18 protein-coding genes and 1 tRNA gene are annotated in these 21,313 nt (G+C 59.7%); 12 read left to right on the top strand and 7 right to left on the bottom strand.

What is annotated here, in order from left to right; all coding sequences use genetic code 11:
- The first annotated feature begins 160 nt into the window (after positions 1–160).
- Positions 161–1,969: an ABC transporter ATP-binding protein/permease gene (locus N434_RS12955; RefSeq protein WP_110758205.1), complete on the top strand. Its 1,809-nt coding sequence runs from the start codon at positions 161–163 to the stop codon at positions 1,967–1,969.
- Between the two features lie 38 nt (positions 1,970–2,007).
- On the opposite strand, the gene N434_RS12950 is transcribed toward N434_RS12955, so the two are convergent.
- Positions 2,008–2,202: a hypothetical protein gene (locus N434_RS12950; RefSeq protein ID WP_065117449.1), complete on the bottom strand. Its 195-nt coding sequence runs from the start codon at positions 2,200–2,202 to the stop codon at positions 2,008–2,010.
- Between the two features lie 173 nt (positions 2,203–2,375).
- Here N434_RS12950 and N434_RS12945 point away from each other — a divergent pair, with 173 nt between their 5' ends.
- From N434_RS12945 to N434_RS12930, 4 genes are all read left to right on the top strand, one after another.
- Positions 2,376–2,765, top strand: a complete 390-nt coding sequence (locus N434_RS12945; protein ID WP_110758204.1) for an acyl-CoA thioesterase — start codon at positions 2,376–2,378, stop codon at positions 2,763–2,765.
- Between the two features lie 172 nt (positions 2,766–2,937).
- Positions 2,938–5,181, top strand: coding sequence for a polysaccharide deacetylase family protein (locus N434_RS12940; protein ID WP_110758202.1), 2,244 nt, complete (start codon positions 2,938–2,940; stop codon positions 5,179–5,181).
- Positions 5,182–5,510: 329 nt separating this feature from the next.
- Positions 5,511–6,551, top strand: coding sequence for a four-carbon acid sugar kinase family protein (locus N434_RS12935; protein WP_110758364.1), 1,041 nt, complete (start codon positions 5,511–5,513; stop codon positions 6,549–6,551).
- A 4-nt stretch (positions 6,552–6,555) separates the two neighbouring features.
- Positions 6,556–7,263 carry a FadR/GntR family transcriptional regulator gene (locus tag N434_RS12930; protein WP_035260774.1) on the top strand — a complete coding sequence of 236 codons (708 nt, stop codon included), beginning with the start codon at positions 6,556–6,558 and terminating at the stop codon, positions 7,261–7,263.
- A gap of 46 nt (positions 7,264–7,309) precedes the next feature.
- Here N434_RS12930 and N434_RS12925 read toward each other — a convergent pair whose 3' ends face one another.
- Genes N434_RS12925 through N434_RS12915 form a run of 3 tightly spaced genes read right to left on the bottom strand, consistent with a single transcriptional unit; the run spans position 7,310 to position 10,584 of the window.
- Positions 7,310–8,428, bottom strand: coding sequence for an iron-containing alcohol dehydrogenase (locus tag N434_RS12925; protein ID WP_110758200.1), 1,119 nt, complete (start codon positions 8,426–8,428; stop codon positions 7,310–7,312).
- A gap of 6 nt (positions 8,429–8,434) precedes the next feature.
- Entirely contained in the window at positions 8,435–9,391 is a 957-nt protein-coding gene (gene pdxA / locus N434_RS12920) for a 4-hydroxythreonine-4-phosphate dehydrogenase PdxA (RefSeq protein WP_110758198.1), read from the bottom strand.
- Positions 9,388–10,584, bottom strand: a complete 1,197-nt coding sequence (locus N434_RS12915; protein ID WP_110758196.1) for a sialidase family protein — start codon at positions 10,582–10,584, stop codon at positions 9,388–9,390. Before N434_RS12915 ends, pdxA begins: the two co-directional genes overlap by 4 nt.
- Positions 10,585–10,906: 322 nt before the next feature.
- On the opposite strand from N434_RS12915, the gene N434_RS12910 reads away from it, so the two are divergent.
- The 7 genes from N434_RS12910 (at position 10,907) to N434_RS25795 (ending at position 17,853) form a co-directional block, all read left to right on the top strand.
- Complete coding sequence (locus N434_RS12910; protein WP_110758363.1) at positions 10,907–12,415, top strand: ABC transporter substrate-binding protein; 1,509 nt, start codon at positions 10,907–10,909, stop codon at positions 12,413–12,415.
- Positions 12,416–12,491: 76 nt separating this feature from the next.
- Positions 12,492–13,406 (top strand): ABC transporter permease, encoded by a 915-nt coding sequence (locus N434_RS12905; protein WP_110758194.1) that lies wholly within the window; start codon positions 12,492–12,494, stop codon positions 13,404–13,406.
- A 15-nt stretch (positions 13,407–13,421) separates the two neighbouring features.
- Entirely contained in the window at positions 13,422–14,345 is a 924-nt protein-coding gene (locus N434_RS12900; RefSeq protein ID WP_110758193.1) for an ABC transporter permease, read from the top strand.
- On the top strand, positions 14,338–15,981 hold the full coding sequence (locus tag N434_RS12895) for an ABC transporter ATP-binding protein (RefSeq protein WP_110758191.1): 1,644 nt from the start codon (positions 14,338–14,340) through the stop codon (positions 15,979–15,981). Before N434_RS12900 ends, N434_RS12895 begins: the two co-directional genes overlap by 8 nt.
- Positions 15,978–16,859, top strand: coding sequence for a dihydrodipicolinate synthase family protein (locus N434_RS12890; protein WP_110758189.1), 882 nt, complete (start codon positions 15,978–15,980; stop codon positions 16,857–16,859). Before N434_RS12895 ends, N434_RS12890 begins: the two co-directional genes overlap by 4 nt.
- Before the next feature lie 197 nt (positions 16,860–17,056).
- Positions 17,057–17,146, top strand: a tRNA-Ser gene (locus tag N434_RS12885).
- Between the two features lie 344 nt (positions 17,147–17,490).
- Positions 17,491–17,853, top strand: a complete 363-nt coding sequence (locus N434_RS25795) for a hypothetical protein (protein WP_181423966.1) — start codon at positions 17,491–17,493, stop codon at positions 17,851–17,853.
- Between the two features lie 132 nt (positions 17,854–17,985).
- On the opposite strand, the gene N434_RS12875 is transcribed toward N434_RS25795, so the two are convergent.
- From N434_RS12875 to N434_RS12865, 3 genes are all read right to left on the bottom strand, one after another.
- Entirely contained in the window at positions 17,986–19,089 is a 1,104-nt protein-coding gene (locus N434_RS12875; RefSeq protein WP_353618473.1) for an agmatine deiminase family protein, read from the bottom strand.
- A 278-nt stretch (positions 19,090–19,367) separates the two neighbouring features.
- Entirely contained in the window at positions 19,368–20,297 is a 930-nt protein-coding gene (locus tag N434_RS12870) for a sugar phosphate isomerase/epimerase family protein (protein ID WP_110758185.1), read from the bottom strand.
- A 56-nt stretch (positions 20,298–20,353) separates the two neighbouring features.
- On the bottom strand, positions 20,354–21,295 hold the full coding sequence (locus tag N434_RS12865; RefSeq protein WP_110758359.1) for a sugar phosphate isomerase/epimerase family protein: 942 nt from the start codon (positions 21,293–21,295) through the stop codon (positions 20,354–20,356).
- Between the last annotated feature and the right edge of the window lie 18 nt (positions 21,296–21,313).

The following is a 21,313-nucleotide window of genomic DNA, read 5'->3' as shown; positions in this document are numbered from 1 at the left end:
CCATTTGCCCGCACGAGGAATTGTACGGGCTTTTCAATTGTCGCCCCTCAGATATTGCCGGGATTGTGGACAAGGTGAAACGGCGTGTTATTGCTTGGCATCGAAAGGCGCGGGATCGCGACCCGCTTTCTTTGCCGACTGACGTTTCGGAATGGAATGAATGGCAACAACGGTGACCGACGATCAGCGCAAGAGCGCGGCTAACCTTTCGGGTTTCGACCTCGATTTTCCGGCGCAGCTGCGCATGATGGGGCGTGCCTTCTGGACGTCACCGGTGCGCAACCGGCTGATATTCCTGTCGATAGCACTGCTCACGGTGATATTGCTGACGGCTTACGGACAGATCAGGCTCAATGAATGGAACGCGCCGTTTTACAACGCGCTGGAACGGCGCGATCTCGACGCTTTTATTCATCAGCTTGAAGTCTTCGCCATCATCGCCGGGCTCTTGCTGCTCCTCAATGTCATCCAGACCTGGCTCAATCAGATGACGGCGCTGAACATGCGCGAGGGTCTTGCCAAGGATATGGTGGATCAATGGCTGAAACCCGGACGGGCCGCCCGCCTCGCCGGTTTCGGCACCATTGCGATCAACCCGGACCAGCGGCTGCATGACGATGTCCGCAATCTTGCCGAAAGCAGCACGGCGCTTTCCATTGGCCTCGTGAATGCGACGATCCTGCTCATCAGTTTCATCGGTGTGCTCTGGTCGCTCTCGGCCGGTTTTGCCATCACCATCAATGGCAGTCCGGTTGCGATTCCGGGATATATGGTCTGGGCGGCGATCCTTTATGCCGGCTCTGCCTCGTTGCTCAGCAACCTTGTCGGTTACCGGCTGGTGGGGCTGAACGCCGAGCGTTATTCCAAAGAGGCGGAACTGCGCTTTTCACTGATGCGTGCGAGTGAAAATCTCGCCGCCATTGCGCTTGCGCGCGGTGAAAAGAACGAGAGGCGGCGGATCGGCATCGATATCGATGCGGTGCTGGGGGTTATCCGGGGTCTGGCCATGGCGCTGACGCATCTGACATGGGTGTCGGCGGGTTATGGCTGGCTGGCCGTGGTGGCGCCCATCCTCATCGCAGCCCCGGTCTATTTTTCCGGCAACCTCACATTCGGTGGATTGATGATGGCGGTCGGCGCCTTCAATCAGGTCAATACGGCGCTGCGCTGGTACATCGACAATTTCGGACCGATCGCCAGCTGGAAGGCGACGTTGCAGCGTGTTTCGGTATTCCGCAACGCCCTGATCCAGATGGATAGCGTCGAGCAGCATGGCCAGGCGATCGATCTGCAACGGAGCGCGGAGAATGAGAGGATCCGTCTGCAGTCGGTCATCATCTGCCGGGATGCGGGCGGGCAGGATGTGGAGCGCGGGTTCAGGCTGCGTGAAGCCGAGCTTGAGATCGGCCCGGGCGACCGTCTCATGATCAATGGTGAACAGGGCGTGAACCGGCGGCTGTTATTTGCCGCCATGGCGGGTCTGTGGCCCTGGGGGCAGGGCCGGATAGAAATGCCGGATCAGTCCGATACGCTTTTCATCGCCCAGCATGGTTATCTGCCCACAGGCTCACTGCGGGAAATTCTGGCCTATCCCCGCGCGCCGCAGCGGTTTGCGGAAGAAGATTATGTCGCCGCGCTTGGTGCATGCGGGCTTGGCGACATGGCCTCCCGTCTCGATGAAAATATCCGCTGGGACAAGAAACTGGATTCGGACGAGCAGGCAAGTATCAGGATCGCCAATGCCCTGTTGCTGAAACCGAAATTCGTCGTCATCGACGATCTGCTGGAAGGGCTGGAGAAACAGACGCAGGATACGCTGGCCGGGGTCCTGAACGGGATAGACGGTGCGGCAATCATCTATATCGGTCGGTCGGAGACCTTTCTTTCGGTTCTTTCTCCTGCCGTGGCGCATCTCGACCACGTCTCCCCGAAGGAGAATATCAACAGGCGCGATGTCACGCCCCAATAGTCGTCAGGCTGGTTTCCTCTTCCGCCTGACCACGGGTGCTAAAGCCGCAAATGCCACTTTTCCAGGTTAAGGCGCTGCTGTTTTGCGAGATTTATGGTGGTGTCCGCGCCTGCTTGTGAATTCAGGGCAACGGTTCCGGTCGCCACGCTGATGGCGATAACGCCTGCGACCACCAGCACGATGCGGTCGTAACGTTGCTGTATCGTGTTGTTTCCACTCCAGTCATAGGCCATTCGCACGCCCTCGCGTTTTTTGGAATCGTGCCCCATCATGGTTAACCGAAGCTTACGATTGCTTTGTGATTCCTTGCTGTTTTGGAGGGGCTGCCGCGACAAATCGGCTATTGGCTGAGGTGGCGCGGTTGTTTAAGTCCGACGGCGGGAGGTTTGTGAAAGGATTTTGAGACATGGACCAGCAACCGCCCGCCGATATGGAACTCACGCTCAGAACGCTTGCCATGCCTGCCGATGCCAATCCGGCCGGTGATATTTTCGGCGGCTGGGTCATGTCGCAGATGGACCTTGCCGCTTTCGTTCGCGCCAACGATGTGGCCGGCGGCCGCACCGTCACCGTGGCGGTCAATGAAATCGTCTTCAAGAAACCGGTCAAGATCGGCGACACATTGTGCGTCTACACCCGGATCGAAAAGGTTGGCCGTACCTCCGTCACGCTCAGGATCGAGGCCTGGACCCGCAGGCACTATCAGGATTCCCGCGAAAAGGTCACGGAAGCCGTCTTCATCATGGTCGCGGTGGACGATAATGGCGAGCCGCGCCCCGTTCGCAAGGAGGCGTGAGCGGGCTCCCGTTTCCGTTCAAGGCTACTGCGAAGCGCGTGAAGAATGCCTGAAAGAACAGCATGCGCTTCCGCTCCGGCACTTCGACCGCCAGCCGCCCATTACTTTAGAAATATCCAATTTATTTATCAATTTTTGCGATCAAGGTACGGAATAGGACGGGGATCAGGCTGTGACCATTCCAGGTGTTGTTATTGTCGGTGGCGCTCACGGCACGCTCGCCCTTGCCCGCAGCCTTGGCGCACTCAATATCCCCGTTTATTACCTCACTCATGATTCACCCCTGCCCGGCTGGTCGCGTTTCGTGCGGGAAACGATCCGCTGGGCCGGGCCTCACGATGGCGGGGCGTTGCCGTTTTTACGGGAAATGGCCGCAAAATATCATCTGAAAGGCTGCCTGCTGGTGCCGTCGGGAGATGGCGAGGTTCAGCTCGTCTCGCAGTATCGGGAGGAGCTGTCCGCGCTCTACAAGATCATTTTGCCGGAGTGGACCGCGCTGCAATGGCTGTGTGAAAAACCGCTGCTCTATAAGCGCGCCGTGGAGCTTGGCGTCAGTATTCCCCGGACCTATGCGCTGACATCGATCGACGGTGTGGATACGCTGGATGTGCTGTTTCCCGTCATTCTCAAACCGAACATGGGTGGCGGCAATACCGTGATTTCCCGGGCCAAGGTCATTCGTGCCGATGACCGGCAGGCCTTGAAAACCGCTTTCCTGGATGCAAGCGCAGAGATCGGCGCGGCCAATGTCGTGGTGCAGGAACTCATTCCCGGCGGGGGAGAGAGCCAGTTTTCCTATGCGGCCCTCTGGCTGGACGGCGAGCCGGTTGCCGAGTTCACCGCCCGGCGCGCCCGGCAATATCCCGTCGATTTCGGCTATACCAGTACCTGTGTCGAGGTTGTCGACAACCAGCAGGCGATCGATGCGGCCCGGACAATACTAAAATCGGCCGGTCATAGCGGACTGGTGGAGGTGGAGTTCAAGTTCGATAGCAGGGATGGCGCGCTGAAACTTCTCGACGTCAATCCGCGTCCGTGGTCGTGGTTCGGCCTGTGTTCGGCTGCGGGTATCGATCTCGGCGCATTGCTGTGGCGGACCGCCAATGACCTGCCGGTAAGCCAGCCCCGCAGTGTGCTGCAAGGTGTTTCGTGGTCCTATTTTGTACGGGATGCGGTTGCGGCCTTCACATTGAGCCGGCGCGGCAAGGTGGATGTGGGGGACTACCTTGCCTCGCTCGGCAGAATCCGAAGCTGGGCCGCTTTTGCGCTGAACGATCCCCTTCCCGGCATGATCGACCTTCCGCTGACCGCGTGGAGGGTCGTCAAAAAGCGGGTTTTGCCCGGTCTGAAGTTACGGCAATCCGCGACGGCGTTCTTGCCGTCGCTGAAACGTCTCGCAAGATATGGGGCCATACGGGCAGGGCTGGAGGTGAGCGCCCTGCCGGCGGTGCGCGCGGCATTTCCATCCCTTGCCGGGCGGGGAGTGATCTTCACGCTTCACCATGTGCGGCCGGGGCGGGCGGTTTCGGTGTCCGCACCCAATGTACAATTGTCCGTCACGCCGCAATTTCTTGAAGAAGCGATACAGGCCGCGCTCGAATGTGGCCTCGTTCCCGTCCATCTGCACGATCTGCCGACGCTGCTTGCCGACAATCGCGAAGGCCGGTCTTTCTGTGCCTTCACGCTAGATGACGGCTATCGCAACAATGCCGAATATGCCGCACCGATTTTCCGCAAATATGCCGTTCCCTACACAATTTTCATCACGCCGGGTTTTGTCGAGCGGACGCGCAGCCTGTGGTGGGAAACTGCCGCCGCGCTGACACAGAAGGCCGCGTCGTTCGAATTCGATTTCGGGGCGGGGACTGAGCATGTGGAAGCCGCCACCTCCTCGCAGAAAGCGGAGGCATTCGCCCGCCTGGAAAACTTTGTGCAGACCTTTGCCGAGGATGAGGCGGTGGAAAGGATCGATCGCGCGGCGAGGCAGCATGGTATCGATCCCGTTTCGATTGTGGACGAACTCGTTATGGACGCCGCCGAACTCAGGGCGCTGTCGCAGGACCCGCTGGTGCATTTCGGCGCGCACACCATGACGCATGTGAACATGCGCAAGATAGATGCTGCGCGTCTGGCCCACGAAATAGAGGAATCGACGCGCCGCGTGGAGGCTTACGTCGGTCGTCGGCCCCAATCCTTTTCTTATCCCTATGGCTGGACAAAGGCAGTGGCGGAGCGTGAGGCAACGGCGGTGCTTCAGGCCGGATTTTCCGTGGCGGTCACCACGCAGGCTGGAGTTCTAGGCCCCCATAGCCTTGAAAAGCCAACGCAATTACCGCGTGTTTCACTGAATGGACGCTTTCAGAAGAAGCGCTTTGTCAAAGCGCTTATTTCGGGACTGCCTTTCCGGCTGGTCTAGAGCTCGTCCGGTCTGAAACGGAATCATCAGACGTGCTCCAGCCTTTTGTTTTTTCGCATTTTCCGAGTGTAAAACCGTGACGCACTTTTACTGGAAATGCTTTAGCGGCCCCCGCTCATCATCTTCTTTACCCGCAGCCATGCGCGGGCGGGCAAGGTTTCCATTTTATCCCTAACTTTCGAATTCGGCTTTCATCCTGCGGGCTGTTTGCGCTGGATGGCCGACGCCATCATCCATGGGATCATTTTTGTTATTCACATCCATTTATCTATTGATTATAAATAAATTTATTGAGGTAAAACATTACAACTTTTTTGAAGGCCCTGTCCGTGCTGTTGATTTTTGCCGATGACCTGACCGGTGCGCTCGATGCGACCGCTCCCTTTGCCGGGCGTGGCCTGGTGACGGAAGTCGCAATCGGGCTGGATGGCGTGCGCGCAGCGCTGGCGAATGGGCCTGCCGTTCTCGGCGTCAATCTTGGCTGCCGCGATGGCGAGGCGGATGAAGCCTGCCGCCGTACGCGGGAACTGATGGGGCTGGTTCCGGCCGGTACATTCCTTTTCAAGAAGATCGATTCCCGGCTGAAAGGGCATGTTGCAGCCGAGATGGATGCGATTTCCTATAGGCAGGCGCTTGTCGCGCCCGCCATTCCCGATTTCGGGCGTGTGGTCACTGGGGGAGCCGTGTCCGGTTTCGGCGTCGAAACCGCCATTCCCGTTCATGGGAAGCTTGGCGGTCATGCCGACCGTTGCACGATACCCGATACGCATACACAGGCGGATGTCAGAAAAGCTCTCATCGCGGCACAGGCGGAAGGAGTCGATCTTCTGGTCGGCGCGCGTGGGCTTGCCGAAGCGCTTGCGGAGACGATGACGGCGCAGGCTGTTGCTGAGGCGGCTGTTATTCCCCCCGGCAAGGGGCTTTTTGTCATCGGTTCTCGTGATCCGATCACGCTGGAGCAAATTGAGGTGCTGAAGAATATTGCATCTGTTTCGATTGCAGAGGCGCCAAATGGTGTTGTGCCCCGCCACGCCGGGGATGGCTCCAACCTTATGCTCGTTCAGGCGACGGACGGGGCGGAAGAAGTGTCTCCGCTTGCGGTTTCACGCCATCTGGCGGAAGGCGTCGTGCCGCGCTTGACGGATGGTGCGGCCCGGCTGCTTCTGTCGGGTGGGGCGACCGCGGAAGCCGTGTTGCGCGCCATGGGCGTTACGCGTCTGCGCCTTGCCGGTGAATGCCTGCCGGGTCTCGGCGTCGGCTGGTCCGGCGACCAATGTATCATTGCGAAGTCCGGCGGTTTTGGGCAAGCTGACACGTTGAAACGCATTGCGAAAATGATGCTTGGCGAAAATGGTGCTGGAGAGAACTGATCAGATGGGGCTGATGAAAGAAACGGCGCGCAAGGCACTTCCGGACATTATTTTCGAGAGAATGCACCGGGCGATCAAATCCGGCGCCTACAAACCGGATGAACGGTTGCCGACCGAGCATGAACTCGCCATGGAATTCGAAGTGTCGAGACCGGTCGTGCGCGAGGCGTTGCGGCGGTTGCGCGAGCAGGGGTTCATTTATTCCCGCAGGGGTTCCGGCAGCTATGTGCGGGCCTTCGGCCTGCGCGAGCCACTCGGCTTCGGACAGCTGGAAAATGTCGCGGATCTGCTGAATTGTTACGAATTCCGGCTGACGCTGGAACCGGCTGCTGCTGCTGCCGCTGCATTGCGGCATGATGGCGAGAGGCTTGCGGCGATCAGGAAGGCGCTTGAGTTGATGCGGGATGCCACCAATCGCCAGTCCCACCGCGAGGATGCCGATTACCAGTTTCACCTCGCCATCGCCCGGGCGGCGAGGAACAGTTATTTCTCCACCGCGATGGAAGCTCTGAAAGATCATATCGCGATGGGCATGAAATTCCACGGCATGTCGGTCAAGCGCGAGGCATCCGGTCTGACACGCGTTTTTGCCGAACATGAGGCGATTGCGAAGGCGATTGCGGATGGGGATGCGGAGGCGGCCCGGCAGCTGATGCTCCAGCATTTGACGGGATCGCGCGATCGCCTTTTCGAGTCCTCGCACGCGGATTAAGGAGGATCTGGCCGGATGCGCGTGACCGCGCACCGGATGCCGTCGCTCAAAAGGCGCGGCGATAGATGCCAAGCACGTCCTCAAGGCTCATATCGACCGGATTATTGTCCATCAGCCGGCGGATTGCATGCGCGTCCTCGGCATAACGGGGAAGATCGGTCTCGGTCGCTCCGTGTTTTGCCAGCGACATTTCGATGCCGAGCCCGGCGCAGAAATCCGTCGCCGCCTTGCGCAGGTCATCAGACGCAAGGTGTTCGCGAAGGCCGAGCGCATCCGCCACCTCCGCCGTTTTTGCCGAAACCGCGGGCTGGTTGAAAGCCAGAACATGCGGAAAGACGATGGCATTCGCCAGTCCGTGCGGCAGGTTGAGAAGCGTGCCGAGCGGATAGGCGATGGCATGGCCGGCGGCCGTATTGACCGGACCGAGGCAGATGCCGCCATAATAGGAGGCGAGCATCATTCCCTCCCGGGCTTGTGTATCTCCGCCATCGCGAACGGCGCGCGCCAGATATTTGCCGACCAGCGCAAAGCCCATGCGGGCAAACCCGTCGATCATCGGGTGAGCCTTGCGGTTGGTGAAGGCTTCCACGCAATGGGCCATGGCATCCACCCCCGTCGCCGCCGTCACGGCTGATGGCACGGAATAGGTGAGTTCCGGATCGAGCACGGCGAAATCCGCAATCAGAAACGGGCTTTCGACCGCGATCTTGTTGCCCTTTATGGGGTCGGTGATGAGCGAGCGGATGCCGGCTTCCGAGCCGGTGCCGGCGGTGGTGGCGATCTGCACAAGTCGGGTATTGCGGCCAGCGACCCTGTTCGGTCCGGCCACATCCTCAAGCATCTGGTCTGAATTCCACAATGCGGCGACCAGCTTTGCCACATCCATCACCGAGCCGCCGCCAAGGCCGATGACGAGGTCGGGTTTGGCCGCGCGTGCTGCCGTCAGCGCTGCATCCAGTGTTGCGGTATCCGGCTCGCCGGGAATGGCATCGAAGACCGTGAATGGACCCTGCAATTGCAGACGGTCGACGAATTTCGCCGTCAGCGGCGTGGCGACCACCAGGGTCGAGGCGGTTTTTCCGGCGAAGGCGCCAACCTGCGCGATAGTGCCGGCGCCGACAGCAAGCCTGCGTGGCTGGTGGATGAGAATGGGAGCTGTGGACATGGGTTTTTATCCTTTCGCGCTCTTGCCCGCTACCAGCTTGCGCGCATAGGCGATGGCCTCATTCATGTTGCCGTGATTGGCGATGCCCTTGCCGGCAATGTCGAAGGCCGTGCCATGGTCGACGGAAGTGCGGTCTATCGGCAGATCGACCGAGACATTGACGGCGGTATCGAAGGCGACCAGCTTGATCGGGATATGGCCCTGATCGTGATATTGCGCGACAACGAGATCGAAAGCGCCCGAATAGGCCCGGTGAAATACGGTATCGGCGGAAATCGGTCCCTGCACGTCGATGCCTTCTGCACGGGCGGCAGCAATCGCAGGCGCGATCTGATCGTCATCTTCGGTGCCGAACAGGCCGTTCTCACCGCAATGCGGATTGATGCCGGCAACCGCGATGCGCGGCTGCTCGTAACCGATGCGTTTCAGATGGGCGTTGCCGGCGCGAATGGTCGCCAGCACTCGTTCGGTTGTTGCCCGACGAATGGCATCCTGCAGCGACACATGGGTCGAGACGTGAATGACCTTCAGCCGTTCGGAGGCGAGCAGCATATAGGCGGCCGAAGAGCCGGTGAGGCTGCGCAACATGCCGGTGTGGCCGTCATAATGGTGGCCGGCAAGGTTAAGCGCCTCCTTGTTGATCGGCGCGGTGACGATGCAGCCGATTTCGCCCGCCTCGGCATCGCGAACGGCCTTTTCGATGAAACGGAAAGCGGCGTCTCCGGCCACCGGCGACAGTGTCCCCCAGGCAAGTGGTGCGCCCTCAACAGGCAGATCGACGACATGGGGGACAAGGTCCATATCAACGCCGAGCGCATCCCGCGCTGCCTGAAGCGTTGCGAGGTTGCCGTAGATCCGCGTCGCGGCCCGGTCAGGCACGGACATCTCAGCCAGCGCCCTGACGGTGATCTCAGGGCCCACGCCGCAGGGATCTCCCATGGTTATACCAATGATGTTGCTCATCTTTTTCCCTCGTCCTTGACCACGGCCCAGCCGGGCGCCAGCCGGACATATTTGATTGCGCGGCGATGATAGGTGTAACTTGCGTGCAGCGTACCGTCCGGCGCTTCCAGAAGCCACGGATAGGACATTTCCAGATTGCGGCCATCGGTCGAATCGTTCGACAGGCAGGTGCCCGGCCCGTCTTCGATCAGGATGTGGGTGGGGAAGCTGCGCCCATCGTCATCGGAGAGGCAGATGGAGACCGGTGCGCGCGGCACGCCCCAGACAGGCACGCATCCGCCACTCGGATCGGCATCCGGCCTGCCGTCATCCTCTCCCAGTTCGTCATAAAGCGAGGCGCGCCGGTCGCTTGATTGCGCGGCGCTGACGGGGTTGCAGATCATCGCCAGTCTGCCGTCACCGAGCCTGATTGCGGCGATGGAGGAATTATTGTTCGGCACGTCGGTCGCCAGCGGCTTCGACCAGGAGCGGCCGCCATCGGTGCTTTCCGTGCGGTAGACGAAATCGGCCTGACGACGGCGGAAGAAGGCGGAGTAGCGTGCATCACCGCCGGAAACCGGACTCATATGCACGCAGCCGGTCGAATTTTCCAGCTCCTGCAATTGCCATGTCAGGCCATTGTCCTTGGATATGCCAAGTGCTGCGGTGTCGTGGCTGCCGTTCCATTTCTGGCCGGGGCGCTGGATGCAGCGGAAGATCGGCAACAGCCAGGCGCCATCATCACGAATGCGCAGCGGCGCGCGAATGAAGCAGCCCTTCGGAAGATCGAGAAAACGCCCCTCTTCGGAGACGAGCTTTTCCGGGGCCGTCGTATCACGGGTAACCCGTGCCATGCGAATGCGGCATTCGTCCTGATTGCCGGATGGCTGGGCGGTGTGAAACAGCCACAGGGCACCATCCGGCGCAGTGAAAAGAACCGGGTTCTGTTCGGAATGGGCAGGGTCGTGGCTCAGGCGCTGTGGTGCGCCCCAGCTTGTCGCGCCGGGCATCAACACGGAAGCGAAGATCGAAATATCCGATTTTCCTTCCAGCGTGCCGCCGAACCACGCGCACAGCAGGGCGCCGTCATCAGCCAGGTGCAGAAAGCTTGCATGGTTCTGGATCATCGGCGACGGCAGCAGCGCTTCCTGCCGGTTTTCTGACGTGGTGCGGATGGCTCCGGTCATGGCATGAGCGATGTCATCAGGGGTCATCGTGGTCTCCTCTTGGTCTGATGAAAATGACATATTCGAAAAGTTGTCAAGTTTATTTCAATAGAAATCGGACCTTTGAGCTTTTGATTGTTTTGCCTAATTATCTGTTTTAAAATGATAAAATTTGTTATATTGCCGCCAATAAAAAATGCTTACGAAAAATAAATTGACAAAAAATGTGATAGCGCCGATGCTCTGTTCACGGGTGGAGGAAACAATCATCCGCATGCCATGCTCCTCGATGCGGGAGGCGGGGCTTTTCTTAAAACCCCTTGCGGCACGCCGCCATGTTGCTGAATTTCTGATCTGGGAGGAGAACGGAATGAAGAAGTCATTGATTGCGGGCGCCCTTGTTTTGGGTTCCCTCAGCGCCGCGGTTTCGCCGGCGTTTGCGGCATCGGGGCCGATCAAGATCGTGCTGGCGGAAGAGGCGGACCTGCTGGAGCCCTGCATGGCTACCCGCTCCAATATCGGCCGTATCATCATGGAAAATGTCAGCGAGACGCTGACCGAGCTTGATGTGCGCGGCAAGAACGGCGTTCAGCCACGCCTTGCCGAAAAATGGGAGCAGAACGCGGACGGCAGCTGGCGTTTCCACCTGCGTCACGGCGTGAAGTTTTCAGATGGTACGGGTTTTGACGCCAAGGATGTGAAGCACAGCTTCGAGCGCATCATGAGCGACAAGAATGCCTGCGAATCCCGCCGCTATTTTGGTGGCATGACGGTGACGCCTTCGGTTGTCGACGACTATACGATCGATTTCAAGACGGAGCCGGCCCAGCCCATCCTGCCGCTCCTGATGTCGCTGGTCACCATCGTTCCGGAAGAAACCAAGATGGAATTCATCCGCGAGCCGGTTGGTACCGGGCCCTACAAGCTGACCAACTGGACGCCCGGCCAGCAGATCGTTCTGACCGCGCGCGATGATTATTGGGGCGCGAAGCCGCAGGTGACGGAAGCGACCTATCTCTTCCGCGCCGATCCTTCGGTACGCGCCGCCATGGTGCAAACGGGGGAGGCCGATCTTTCGCCCTCCATTTCCCAGCTCGACGCGACAAATCCGAAGACCGACTTTTCCTATCTCGACAGTGAAACGGTCTATATGCGCCTTGATCACAACATCGCGCCGCTGAACGACGTGCGGGTGCGCCGCGCGCTCAACCTTGCCATCGACCGTCAGGCTTTCCTCGGCACGCTGGTTCCCGAGGGCGCGGTGCTGGCGACAGCGCTCGTTCCGCCGACTACGCTTGGCTGGAACCCTGACGTCAAGGTTTTCCCGTACGACCCCGAAGGCGCAAAGAAACTGCTCGAGGAAGCCAAGGCTGCCGGTGTGAAGGTGGATACGCCGATCACCATCATCGCGCGCACGGCAAACTTCCCGAATGTCACGGAGATCATGGAGGCGATTCAGCAGCAATTGCAGGATGTCGGCTTCAAGATCGATCTGAAGTTCGTGGAAGTGGCCGAGCACGAGAGCTATTATTCCAAGCCCTTCAAGGAAGGCCGCGGACCGCAGATCGTCGCTGCGATGCACGATAATTCCAAGGGCGATCCGTCTTTCACCATGTTCTTCAAATATGCCACCAAGGGCACGCAGTCCGGCTTCTCGGACCCCAAGGTGGATGATCTGATCGAACGTGCCTCCGCAGCCGTGGGTGACGAACGTGCCAAGCTCTGGTCCGAACTCATCGCCTACCTGCATGATGACGTGGTGGCGGATGTGCTGCTGTTCCACATGGTCGGTTTCTCCCGTGTTTCGGAACGGCTGGATTTCAAGCCCACCATCGCCACCAACTCGATGCTGCAGCTTTCGGAAATCGGCATCAAATAAGCCGGTGTCTTGATCTGCCAAAAAGCGGCGGCGGGGCGAGAGCTTCGCCGCCTGCGTTGAAAACCCGGAGTCAACCATGCTGAGTTTCATCCGAAAACGTTCCGTTGCGAGCCTGATCTCCCTGATCGGCCTCATCGTGATGGTTTTCTTCCTCTCCCGTCTGACGGGAGACCCGGCTGCGTTGTTTCTGCCGGTGGAAGCGTCGGAGGAACTGAAACAGCAGTTTCGTGCGCTGCACGGGCTGAATGATCCACTGATGGTGCAGTTCCTGCGTTATGCAGGCGATGTGATGACCGGAGATCTGGGAGAATCGCTCAGAAAAGCCCGGCCGGCACTGGATGTGGTGCTGGAGGCTTTCAACTGGACGCTCTGGCTTGCGGTCATCACCATGTCGCTGGTCACAGCGGCGGCCATCGTTGTCGGTTCGCTTGCGGCTTTCCGCTCCGGCGGTTTTTTCGACCGCATGGCCTCGACCGTTTCGTTGATCGGGGCTTCGGTTCCGGATTTCTGGCTGGCCATCGTGGCGATCGTCGTCTTTTCCGTCAATCTCGCCTGGTTGCCCACATCAGGCACGGGATCGGTGCTGCACTGGATCTTGCCGATCTCGGTGCTGTTCGTGCGGCCCTTCGGTATCATCGTGCAGGTGGTGCGCGGCTCGATGATCGGTGCCTTGTCTTCCGCCTACGTCAAGACGGCGCGGGCCAAGGGTGTGAGATCTGGGCCGATCATCTTCATCCACGCCTTGCGCAACGCCATGCTGCCGGTCATCACGGTGATCGGCGATCAGGCCGCGAGCCTTCTCAATGGCGCAGTCATCGTTGAAACCATCTTCGGGTTTCCCGGTGTCGGCAAGCTGATGATAGATTCCATTCTTCAGCGGGATTTCAATGTCGTGCTGGCCGCCATTCTCGTGACCGCGCTCGCCATCTTCCTGATGAACCTTCTGATCGACATCGCCTATGCGCTGCTCGATCCGCGCATCCGGCACTGAGGAGGCCAGTTCGCCATGAGCCTTTCGAACGCCGATACCGAGATCATCGATGAACCGTCCTTCGCAACACGCATGCTGCGCATGTTGTGGGCGGATAAATTCGCGCTCTGCGCCGCGATCTTTCTCGTCGTCATCGTCGTGCTCGCTTTTGTCGGCCCGGCCTGGCTCGGCGATCTCGCGACGAAACAGAACCTGCGCGGGCGCAACCTTGCCCCGTTCGACTGGCAGCGCGAATGGTATTTCTGGCTGGGGGCGGATGCGCTCGGCCGCTCACTTCTCGCACGCATCGTCGCCGCCACGCAAAATACGCTGATGATCGCCGCCGGCGCCGTCCTCCTCTCCGCCATCACCGGCACGGTGCTTGGCCTGATCGCCGGTTTTTCCTCCAACCGCGTCGGCCAGATCATCATGCGGCTTGCCGATGTGATCATGTCCTTCCCGTCGCTGCTGATCGCGGTCATCGTGCTTTATCTGCTCGGTTCCTCCATCCTCAACCTGATGCTGGTACTCGCCATCACCCGCATCCCGGTTTACATCCGCACCACCCGGGCGGAAGTGCTGGAAGTGCGCGAACGCATGTTCGTGCAGGCGGCGCGCGTCATGGGCGCATCGGGCAAACGCATCCTGTTCCGCCACATCCTGCCTGTGGTGCTGCCAACGCTGACGACGCTTGCAACGCTCGATTTCGCCTATGTGATGCTGGCGGAAAGCGCGCTGTCCTTCCTCGGTATCGGCATTCAGCCGCCTGAAATCACCTGGGGCCTGATGATTTCGCAGGGACGGCAATATCTCACCAATGCCTGGTGGCTGTCTTTCTGGCCGGGGCTTGCCATCATTCTCACCACCCTCTCGCTCAACCTGCTATCCAACTGGCTGCGCATCGCGCTTGATCCCGTGCAGCGCTGGCGGCTGGAAATGAAGGGCCGCAAGCATGGCTGACCATCTTCTCGACGTGCGCAACCTTTCCGTGGAGTTTCACACCGCAAGCGGTGTCGTCCATGCGGTGAAGGACGTTTCCTATCATATCGACCGTGGTGAAACGCTGGCGATCCTTGGCGAAAGCGGCTCGGGCAAGTCGGTGTCGTCCTCGGCCATCATGAACCTCATCGATATGCCGCCCGGCCGCATCAGCGGCGGTCGGATATTGCTCGACGGCAAAGACCTGCTGACCATGCCGGACGAGGCGCGCCGCGAGATCAACGGCCGCCGTATCGCCATGATCTTTCAGGACCCGCTCAGCCATCTCAATCCGGTCTATACCGTCGGCTGGCAGATCCGCGAGGCGATGACGACCCATGGCATGGGCAAGGCGGAAGCTGAGGCGGAGGCAAGGCGGCTCATGGCCCGTGTCGGCATTCCCGATCCCGACCGGTCGCTTTCGAAATATCCGCATGAATTTTCGGGTGGTCAGCGCCAGCGTGTGATGATCGCCATGGCACTGGCGTTGCGGCCCGATCTTCTGATTGCCGATGAACCGACCACCGCGCTTGACGTGACGGTGCAGGCCGAGGTGCTTTCGCTGCTCAAGGAATTGCAGCGTGAAACCGGCATGGCCGTACTCATCATTACCCACGATCTCGGTGTCGTCGCCGAAATCGCCGACCGGGTGGTGGTGATGGAAAAAGGCGTGCTGGTGGAGGCTGGCGCCGTGCGCGAGGTTTATCGCAATCCGCAGCATCCCTATACCCGCAAGCTCATCAATGCCGCGCCGGGGCGCGGCGACATGCATGAGCCGAAAGCGGCGGGCGAACCGCTGCTCAGTGTCCGTGACGTGCGCAAGCGTTATGGTGCATTCGAAGCGCTGAAGGGCGTTTCCTTTGACCTTATGCCCGGCGAAACTATCGCCGTCGTCGGCGAAAGCGGTTCCGGCAAGTCGACGCTGGCACGCATTCTGCTACGGCTCGACGAGCCGGATGCGGGCAGCGCCGTCTGGAAAGGACAGGATCTGTTCAGGCTGTCGCCAGCGGAACTGTTTGCTCTGAGGCGCGATCTGCAGATGGTATTTCAGGATCCCACCCAGTCGCTCAATCCCCGCATGACCGTGTTCCAGCTGATCTCTGAGGCCTGGGTGATCCATCCGGACATATTGCCGAAGACGAAGTGGCGCGAACGGGTCGCGGAGCTGCTACAGCAGGTCGGCCTTTCGCCGGAACATATGCGCCGTTATCCGCACCAGTTTTCCGGCGGCCAGCGCCAGAGGATCGCCATTGCCCGTGCGCTGGCGCTGGAGCCGAAGCTCATCATCTGTGATGAGGCGGTCTCGGCGCTCGATGTTTCGGTTCAGGCGCAGGTCATTACGCTTCTCGACAGGCTGCGCCGCGATATGGGCCTCTCCTTCATCTTCATTGCCCATGACCTGCCGGTGGTACGGGATTTTGCCGATCACGTCATGGTCATGCAGCGGGGAGAGGTGGTGGAGTTCGGCACGGTGCGACAGGTTTTCGAGGCGCCGCGCGAAGCCTATACCCGTGCGCTGCTCGCCGCCAGCCTCGATCCCGACCCCGACATGCAATCCCAGCGTCATCCGGCTGCCGCCGGTCACGCCATCGGAAATTCAAGCGGAGTTCTTTCATGAGCAAACAAGCCTTCGTCGCGCTCGTCACCTGTTTCAACGAGGACGAAACCATCAATTACGAGGCGACCCGCGCGCAGGTGCGCCGCCAGGTGGCTGCCGGTAACAACATCATGTGCGCCGGCACCAATGGTGATTTCACCGCCCTGACGCATGAGGAAAAAATCCGCCTGACCGAAGAGGTGGTGGACGAGGTGGCGGGCCGCGCCAGAGTCATCGTCAATGCCGGCATGCCCGCCACGTTCGAGACCATACAGCTTGCCAAGGCTTTCGACCGTATCGGCGTCGACGGCATTGCCGTCATCACGCCCTTCTTCATCGCCTGCACACAGGATGGCCTGATCCGCCATTTCTCGACAGTGGCCGATGCTGTCGAAACACCGGTCTATCTCTACGACATTCCCGCCCGCACCCAGAACCACATAGAACCGGAAACCGCGCGCAAACTTGCGACCCATGGCAACATCGCCGGCATCAAGGATTCCGGCGGTGCCCAGCAGACGCTCGAGGCCTATCTTCAGGTGGCAAGGGAGGTGCCCGGTTTCGAAGTCTATTCCGGCCCGGACCATCTCGTTCTCTGGTCGTTGCAGAATGGCGCCGCCGGCTGCATCTCCGGCCTCGGCAACGCCCTGCCGGATGTACTCGCCGGCATTCTCAGCGCTTTTAATACCGGTAACACCGCTGAGGCCGAACGCCAGCAGGCGATCTACGCGGCCTTCCGTACCGATCTCTATGCGCTCGGTTTTGCACCGGCCATGGTCAAGCGCTCGCTCTATCTGCAGGACCCCTCCGTCGGCGCCAGCCGCCAGCCGGCCCTTCTGCCGGATCCGGAACAGGACGGCCGCATCCTGGAAATCCTGCGGCGTTATCAGCGGCTGTGATGCCGGCGCCGAATGTGGGGCGCATGGAAAACACTGTGTGCGTCACGTCAAAAACAAGCGGTGAAAACAGCGAAACTCCACAGTGCTTCCCCGGCCTCCTCCATGACGAATAATTTGTGACACAAACACGAAATTCCCCTTGTCAGCCCGACCATTGATGTTTAAGAGGAGCGCGCAACGCAAGCGTTCGCGCATGCGGAGAGGTGGCAGAGTGGTCGAATGCACCGCACTCGAAATGCGGCATACCTGCAAGGGTATCGTGGGTTCGAATCCCACCCTCTCCGCCATAATTTGCCTGGGACAGGCAAGGTTTCCCGAAGGTTTTTGAATTTAGGCTATCTTTGATAGCCGATGCCGAAAGTGGCCGTGGTCGCATATCCGGTGCTTCCATATTCCTGGACTGCATGAAGCAGGGCTGAGAGACCCGCAGCCTCCGTTGATGAAGATCGATGCGGCATCAAGGTATCCGATGTGTGTCCCTATTATCAGCCGGAGATCATACGGCATTGATCCGGCAGTTCAGAGGGAGATGGCACGTAGGTTCTTCTCCGCCATTGCCTCTCGCGACAGACGCGCTATCATGGCCGTTCTGTAGGACGGTAAGCTTTGGGAGGAGTGATACGTGAGACGGATGTGGCCAGACGAGTTTGCCTTTCTGCTGGATGATGCGGAAGAGGTTGATCTGCATATTCCATTGGCGGCACATGATGACGGTTCGCCCGGAAAAACGATATCCAGAAGGGCCTTGAAAGCCCGTATCAGTCAGCAGTACTTTGAGAAAATCTGGCCTCTCGCAGAGGCTCGCTATCGGCTGAACGGCAGGTTTTCGGGCAAGGCGATTACGCTGATTGCCAACAACCCCCATTACCAGAAATGGCATCCTTCCGATGGTGGCAGCGTCGAGAGCGTGTCCGATAGTGGTCAGAAATACACGACACCCTATGTGATCGTGCACTTTCTGCTGGATGATGTTCGCGAGTCCGTTGAAGCCTGACGGTCGCGGAGCCGGTTCTTGCCAGTGAATTGTCGAATGGCCTCGAAGTCATTTCAAACTTCGAGGCCATTTTGTGCCGGTTTCGATCTTCCCGCACGTTCTGGCCGTCATGAGCACATGAGGCTCAAATGATCAGACTTTGGGTTGCTCATGGGTGGCGCAGTGGATGCCGCCGCCTACCTCACCCACGGGGTCGATATTTAATGTGATGATCTCACGGCCGGGATACAGCTTGCCAAGAATGGCTGCGGCCCGCTCGTCGGCTTCCCGGTCGCCGAATTCGGCGGCGATCACAGCGCCGTTGCAAACATAATAATTGACGTAGGAAGACACGAAATCGGCGCTGTCGACCCGGATATCGTGGGGTTCCGGCAAAATGACCATGTCGAGCTTGCGCCCTTCCGCGTCTGTGGCAGCAGCCAGAATATCGCGGGTTTCGAAGGCGGCGACCGACCACGGGTCATCGTGGTCGATCTTGTCTCCCATCTGGATCAGCAATTGCCCCGGCTTGACGAAACGGACCAGCGCGTCGATGTGGTAGTCGGTGATGTCGGCGCCGATGATTCCGGGTGCCCACACCATCTTGCGTGCGCCCATCGTGTCGAGCAGCATCCGTTCGATTTCGGTCTTGTTGCTCCGGTTGCGGTTGATATTGACGAAGCTGCTTTCATGGGCGATCAGCGTGCCGTGGCCGTCGGTCTCAACCCCGCCAGCCTCGCCCACCAGGCCTGCGTCAAAAACCGGAAGGCCCATGCGTTCGGCTATCCGCGCGGCAATCTTTCCGTCGGCATTATGGGTTTGCTTGTTACCCCAGCCGTTGAAGTTGAACTGCGTGATGGCGAGCCCGCCCTTGCCATCCACAACAAAGGATGGCCCGGAATCGCGGCACCACAGATCATCTGTGGGAACGTCCCATAATTCGACCTTGTCTGACGCCTGTTTGCGGATCGCGCCATGGTGTTGCGCTGCGGCCAGCATCACGACCGGCTCGAATTCCGCGATGGTGTTGGCGATTTTCGCGATGGATTTCTGAAGATCCTCAAGGAAATCGGGATCGTCGTGTATGGCGGGGTTTGCCGGCCACTGCATGAAGGTGCGTTCATGCGGTTCCGTTTCCTCAGGATACCAAAAACCGGCGGCACGGGCCGACGGGCCTGTCGCCCGGCCCCGGTGGTGCGAGGCCGAAAGGCCGGCGGTGGCCGCAGCGGCAAACAGCAGGGCCTGACGGCGGGTCATCATCGTATCACCATGAAAATACAAAGGAAATGATCGCTCAACTTGTGGGCGCGCACCTTAGGTTCGACAGTATATGCTGTCAACGGAGGTGAAATTGTCCTGCGATCTTCCAATGCGGCTTTTACACGGATGTGACGGATGAATGTCTCCGTTCGAGGCTCGGGCATTTTATGTGCTGGCATCGCCTCGCGTTTCGGGCCGGCTATCGACCATTGTTACCGTTACATAATGCGTCGGTCTGTCTCTTCGGAAAATGCAATGACTGTACCTCGTATGGTTCAGAAACCGGTTTTTGCGAGAAACACCCTGCTGGCCGCAAGGTCGTTCAGAATGCTGCCGGCATTGCGCGGGTCGCGTTCCTGTTCGATGGTGATGTAGCCGCCGTAGCCGAGTTCCGTCAGCAGGCTGCGGATCGCCGGATAATCGATCGAGCCGCGACCGATCGGGCACATCACACCCTTGGCACAGGCGTCGAAGAAACGGATGTGTTCTGCCATCACTACCTTGAAAACAGCAGCGTCGATATCCTTGAAATGAATATAGTCGACACGGTCCCAATAGCGGCGAAGCGTGGCGATGGGATCCATGCCGGAATAGGCCATATGGCCGGTATCGAGGCAGAGACCCGCGAGTTCGGCGGGAATGTCTTCGACGATCTGTTGCAACTCGTCTGCAAATTCGATGTAGCCGCCGGCATGGGGATGGATGGTGGCGCGCACGCCGTATGTGTCGCGGGCAAGCGTTGCAATGGCGCGGATGTTTTCGACCATGCCCTGCCACGCCGTTGCATCGAGGCGCGGCGCGCGGCCGGAATGACCGGCGGTATAATCGCGTTCGTCATGGCCCCAGTCCATCACCGTCAGATAGGGGGCGGGAAAACGCTGGCCGGCATGGGTTTCCGGCTTCGGCAGGCGGGTGATCAGCGCGCAGATATCGTCGGTCTGGCGTAGCAGGTTGTCGCGGTTGTCAGGTGAGACCAGATCGTCGAAGATCGTGCCGGCAACGATCTTCAGGTCGCGCTCGTCCAGCGCCTGTGAAACGCGTTTGAGATCAAGCGGCAGATAGCCGTAGGGGCCAAGTTCCAGACCACCGAAACCGGCAGCCTTCGCCTCATCCAGCACCTTTTCCCAATGGGGCAGATGGGGGTTTTTGACGTCATCGACGCCCCAGCAGCAGGGGGCGGTGGTGATGGTGATCGGGTTGGTCATGGCATCCTCGTAGTGCGATCGGTGCCGGGCCGCATTCTGCGGCCCGGGAGCTCGTCTCAGCGGCTGATGGTCGCTTGCAGGGCGTCGATGGAGGACTGGATGCCCGCCTCGGTGGACATGGTGAAATCCTCCATTTCGAGGCTCACCCAGCCGTTGTAGCCGGCCATGCGCACGACGGAGAAGAACTCCTTCCACCATTGCAGATCGCGGCCGGCGCCGACAGCCACATAGTTCCAGCTGCGATTGGCGACGTCAGTCACCTCTTTCAGCTCCAGGAGGCCGTTCACATCCGCCAGCCCGCGTTCGATGCGGGTATCCTTGCCATGGCAATGGTGGATAGCGTCGCCGAGTGCCCGGGCAGAGGCGATGGGATCGGCACCCATCCACATCAGGTGTGACGGATCGAGATTCATGCCCACCGCCGGGCCAACCTCGTTGCGCAGCCGAAACAGGGTTTCCGGGTTCCAGACGAGCATGGCCGAGAAATTCTCGAGCGCATATTTTTCAACGCCGGCTTCCTTGGCGAGCTTCACGAGCCCATGCCAGAGCGGGAAGGCGCGGTCTTCCCATTGATAACGGTCGCGCTCCGGCATCTCGGTCGGCCAACTCTTGGTGTATACGAGCCAGTTCGGCACCGTATCGCCGGGCGCTGCCTCCGGCAGACCGGACATGGTGACGATCTTCGTCACGCCGATCTCTCCGGCCAGCCGGACAGTGTCCTGCATCTCCTTAAAGTGGCGCCTGCCCATGTCGCCGGGATCGAGCGGATTGGCGGAGCAATTCAGCGCAGCGATTTCGAGGCCGCGGGCCTCGATTTCCTTCAGCTTGGACTTGAGCAACCCCCTGTCCGCCAGAAGTTCGTCCGCGCGGAAATGCGGGCCGCTGGACCAGCCGCCGCCGGTCATCTCGATGCCCTCGACGCCCAGCACGACACATTTGTCGAGCATATCGGTGAAGGGCAAGTTTGCCATGACATCAGTACAAATTGCGAGTTTCATCGTTTCATCTTTCGGAAG

This window comes from Rhizobium sp. UGM030330-04, from assembly GCF_003208455.1.
Taxonomy (GTDB): Bacteria; Pseudomonadota; Alphaproteobacteria; order Rhizobiales; family Rhizobiaceae; genus Agrobacterium; species Agrobacterium rhizogenes_A.
The sequence above is the reverse complement of the archived record's forward strand: the minus strand, read 5'-3'. Positions and strand labels throughout refer to the sequence as shown.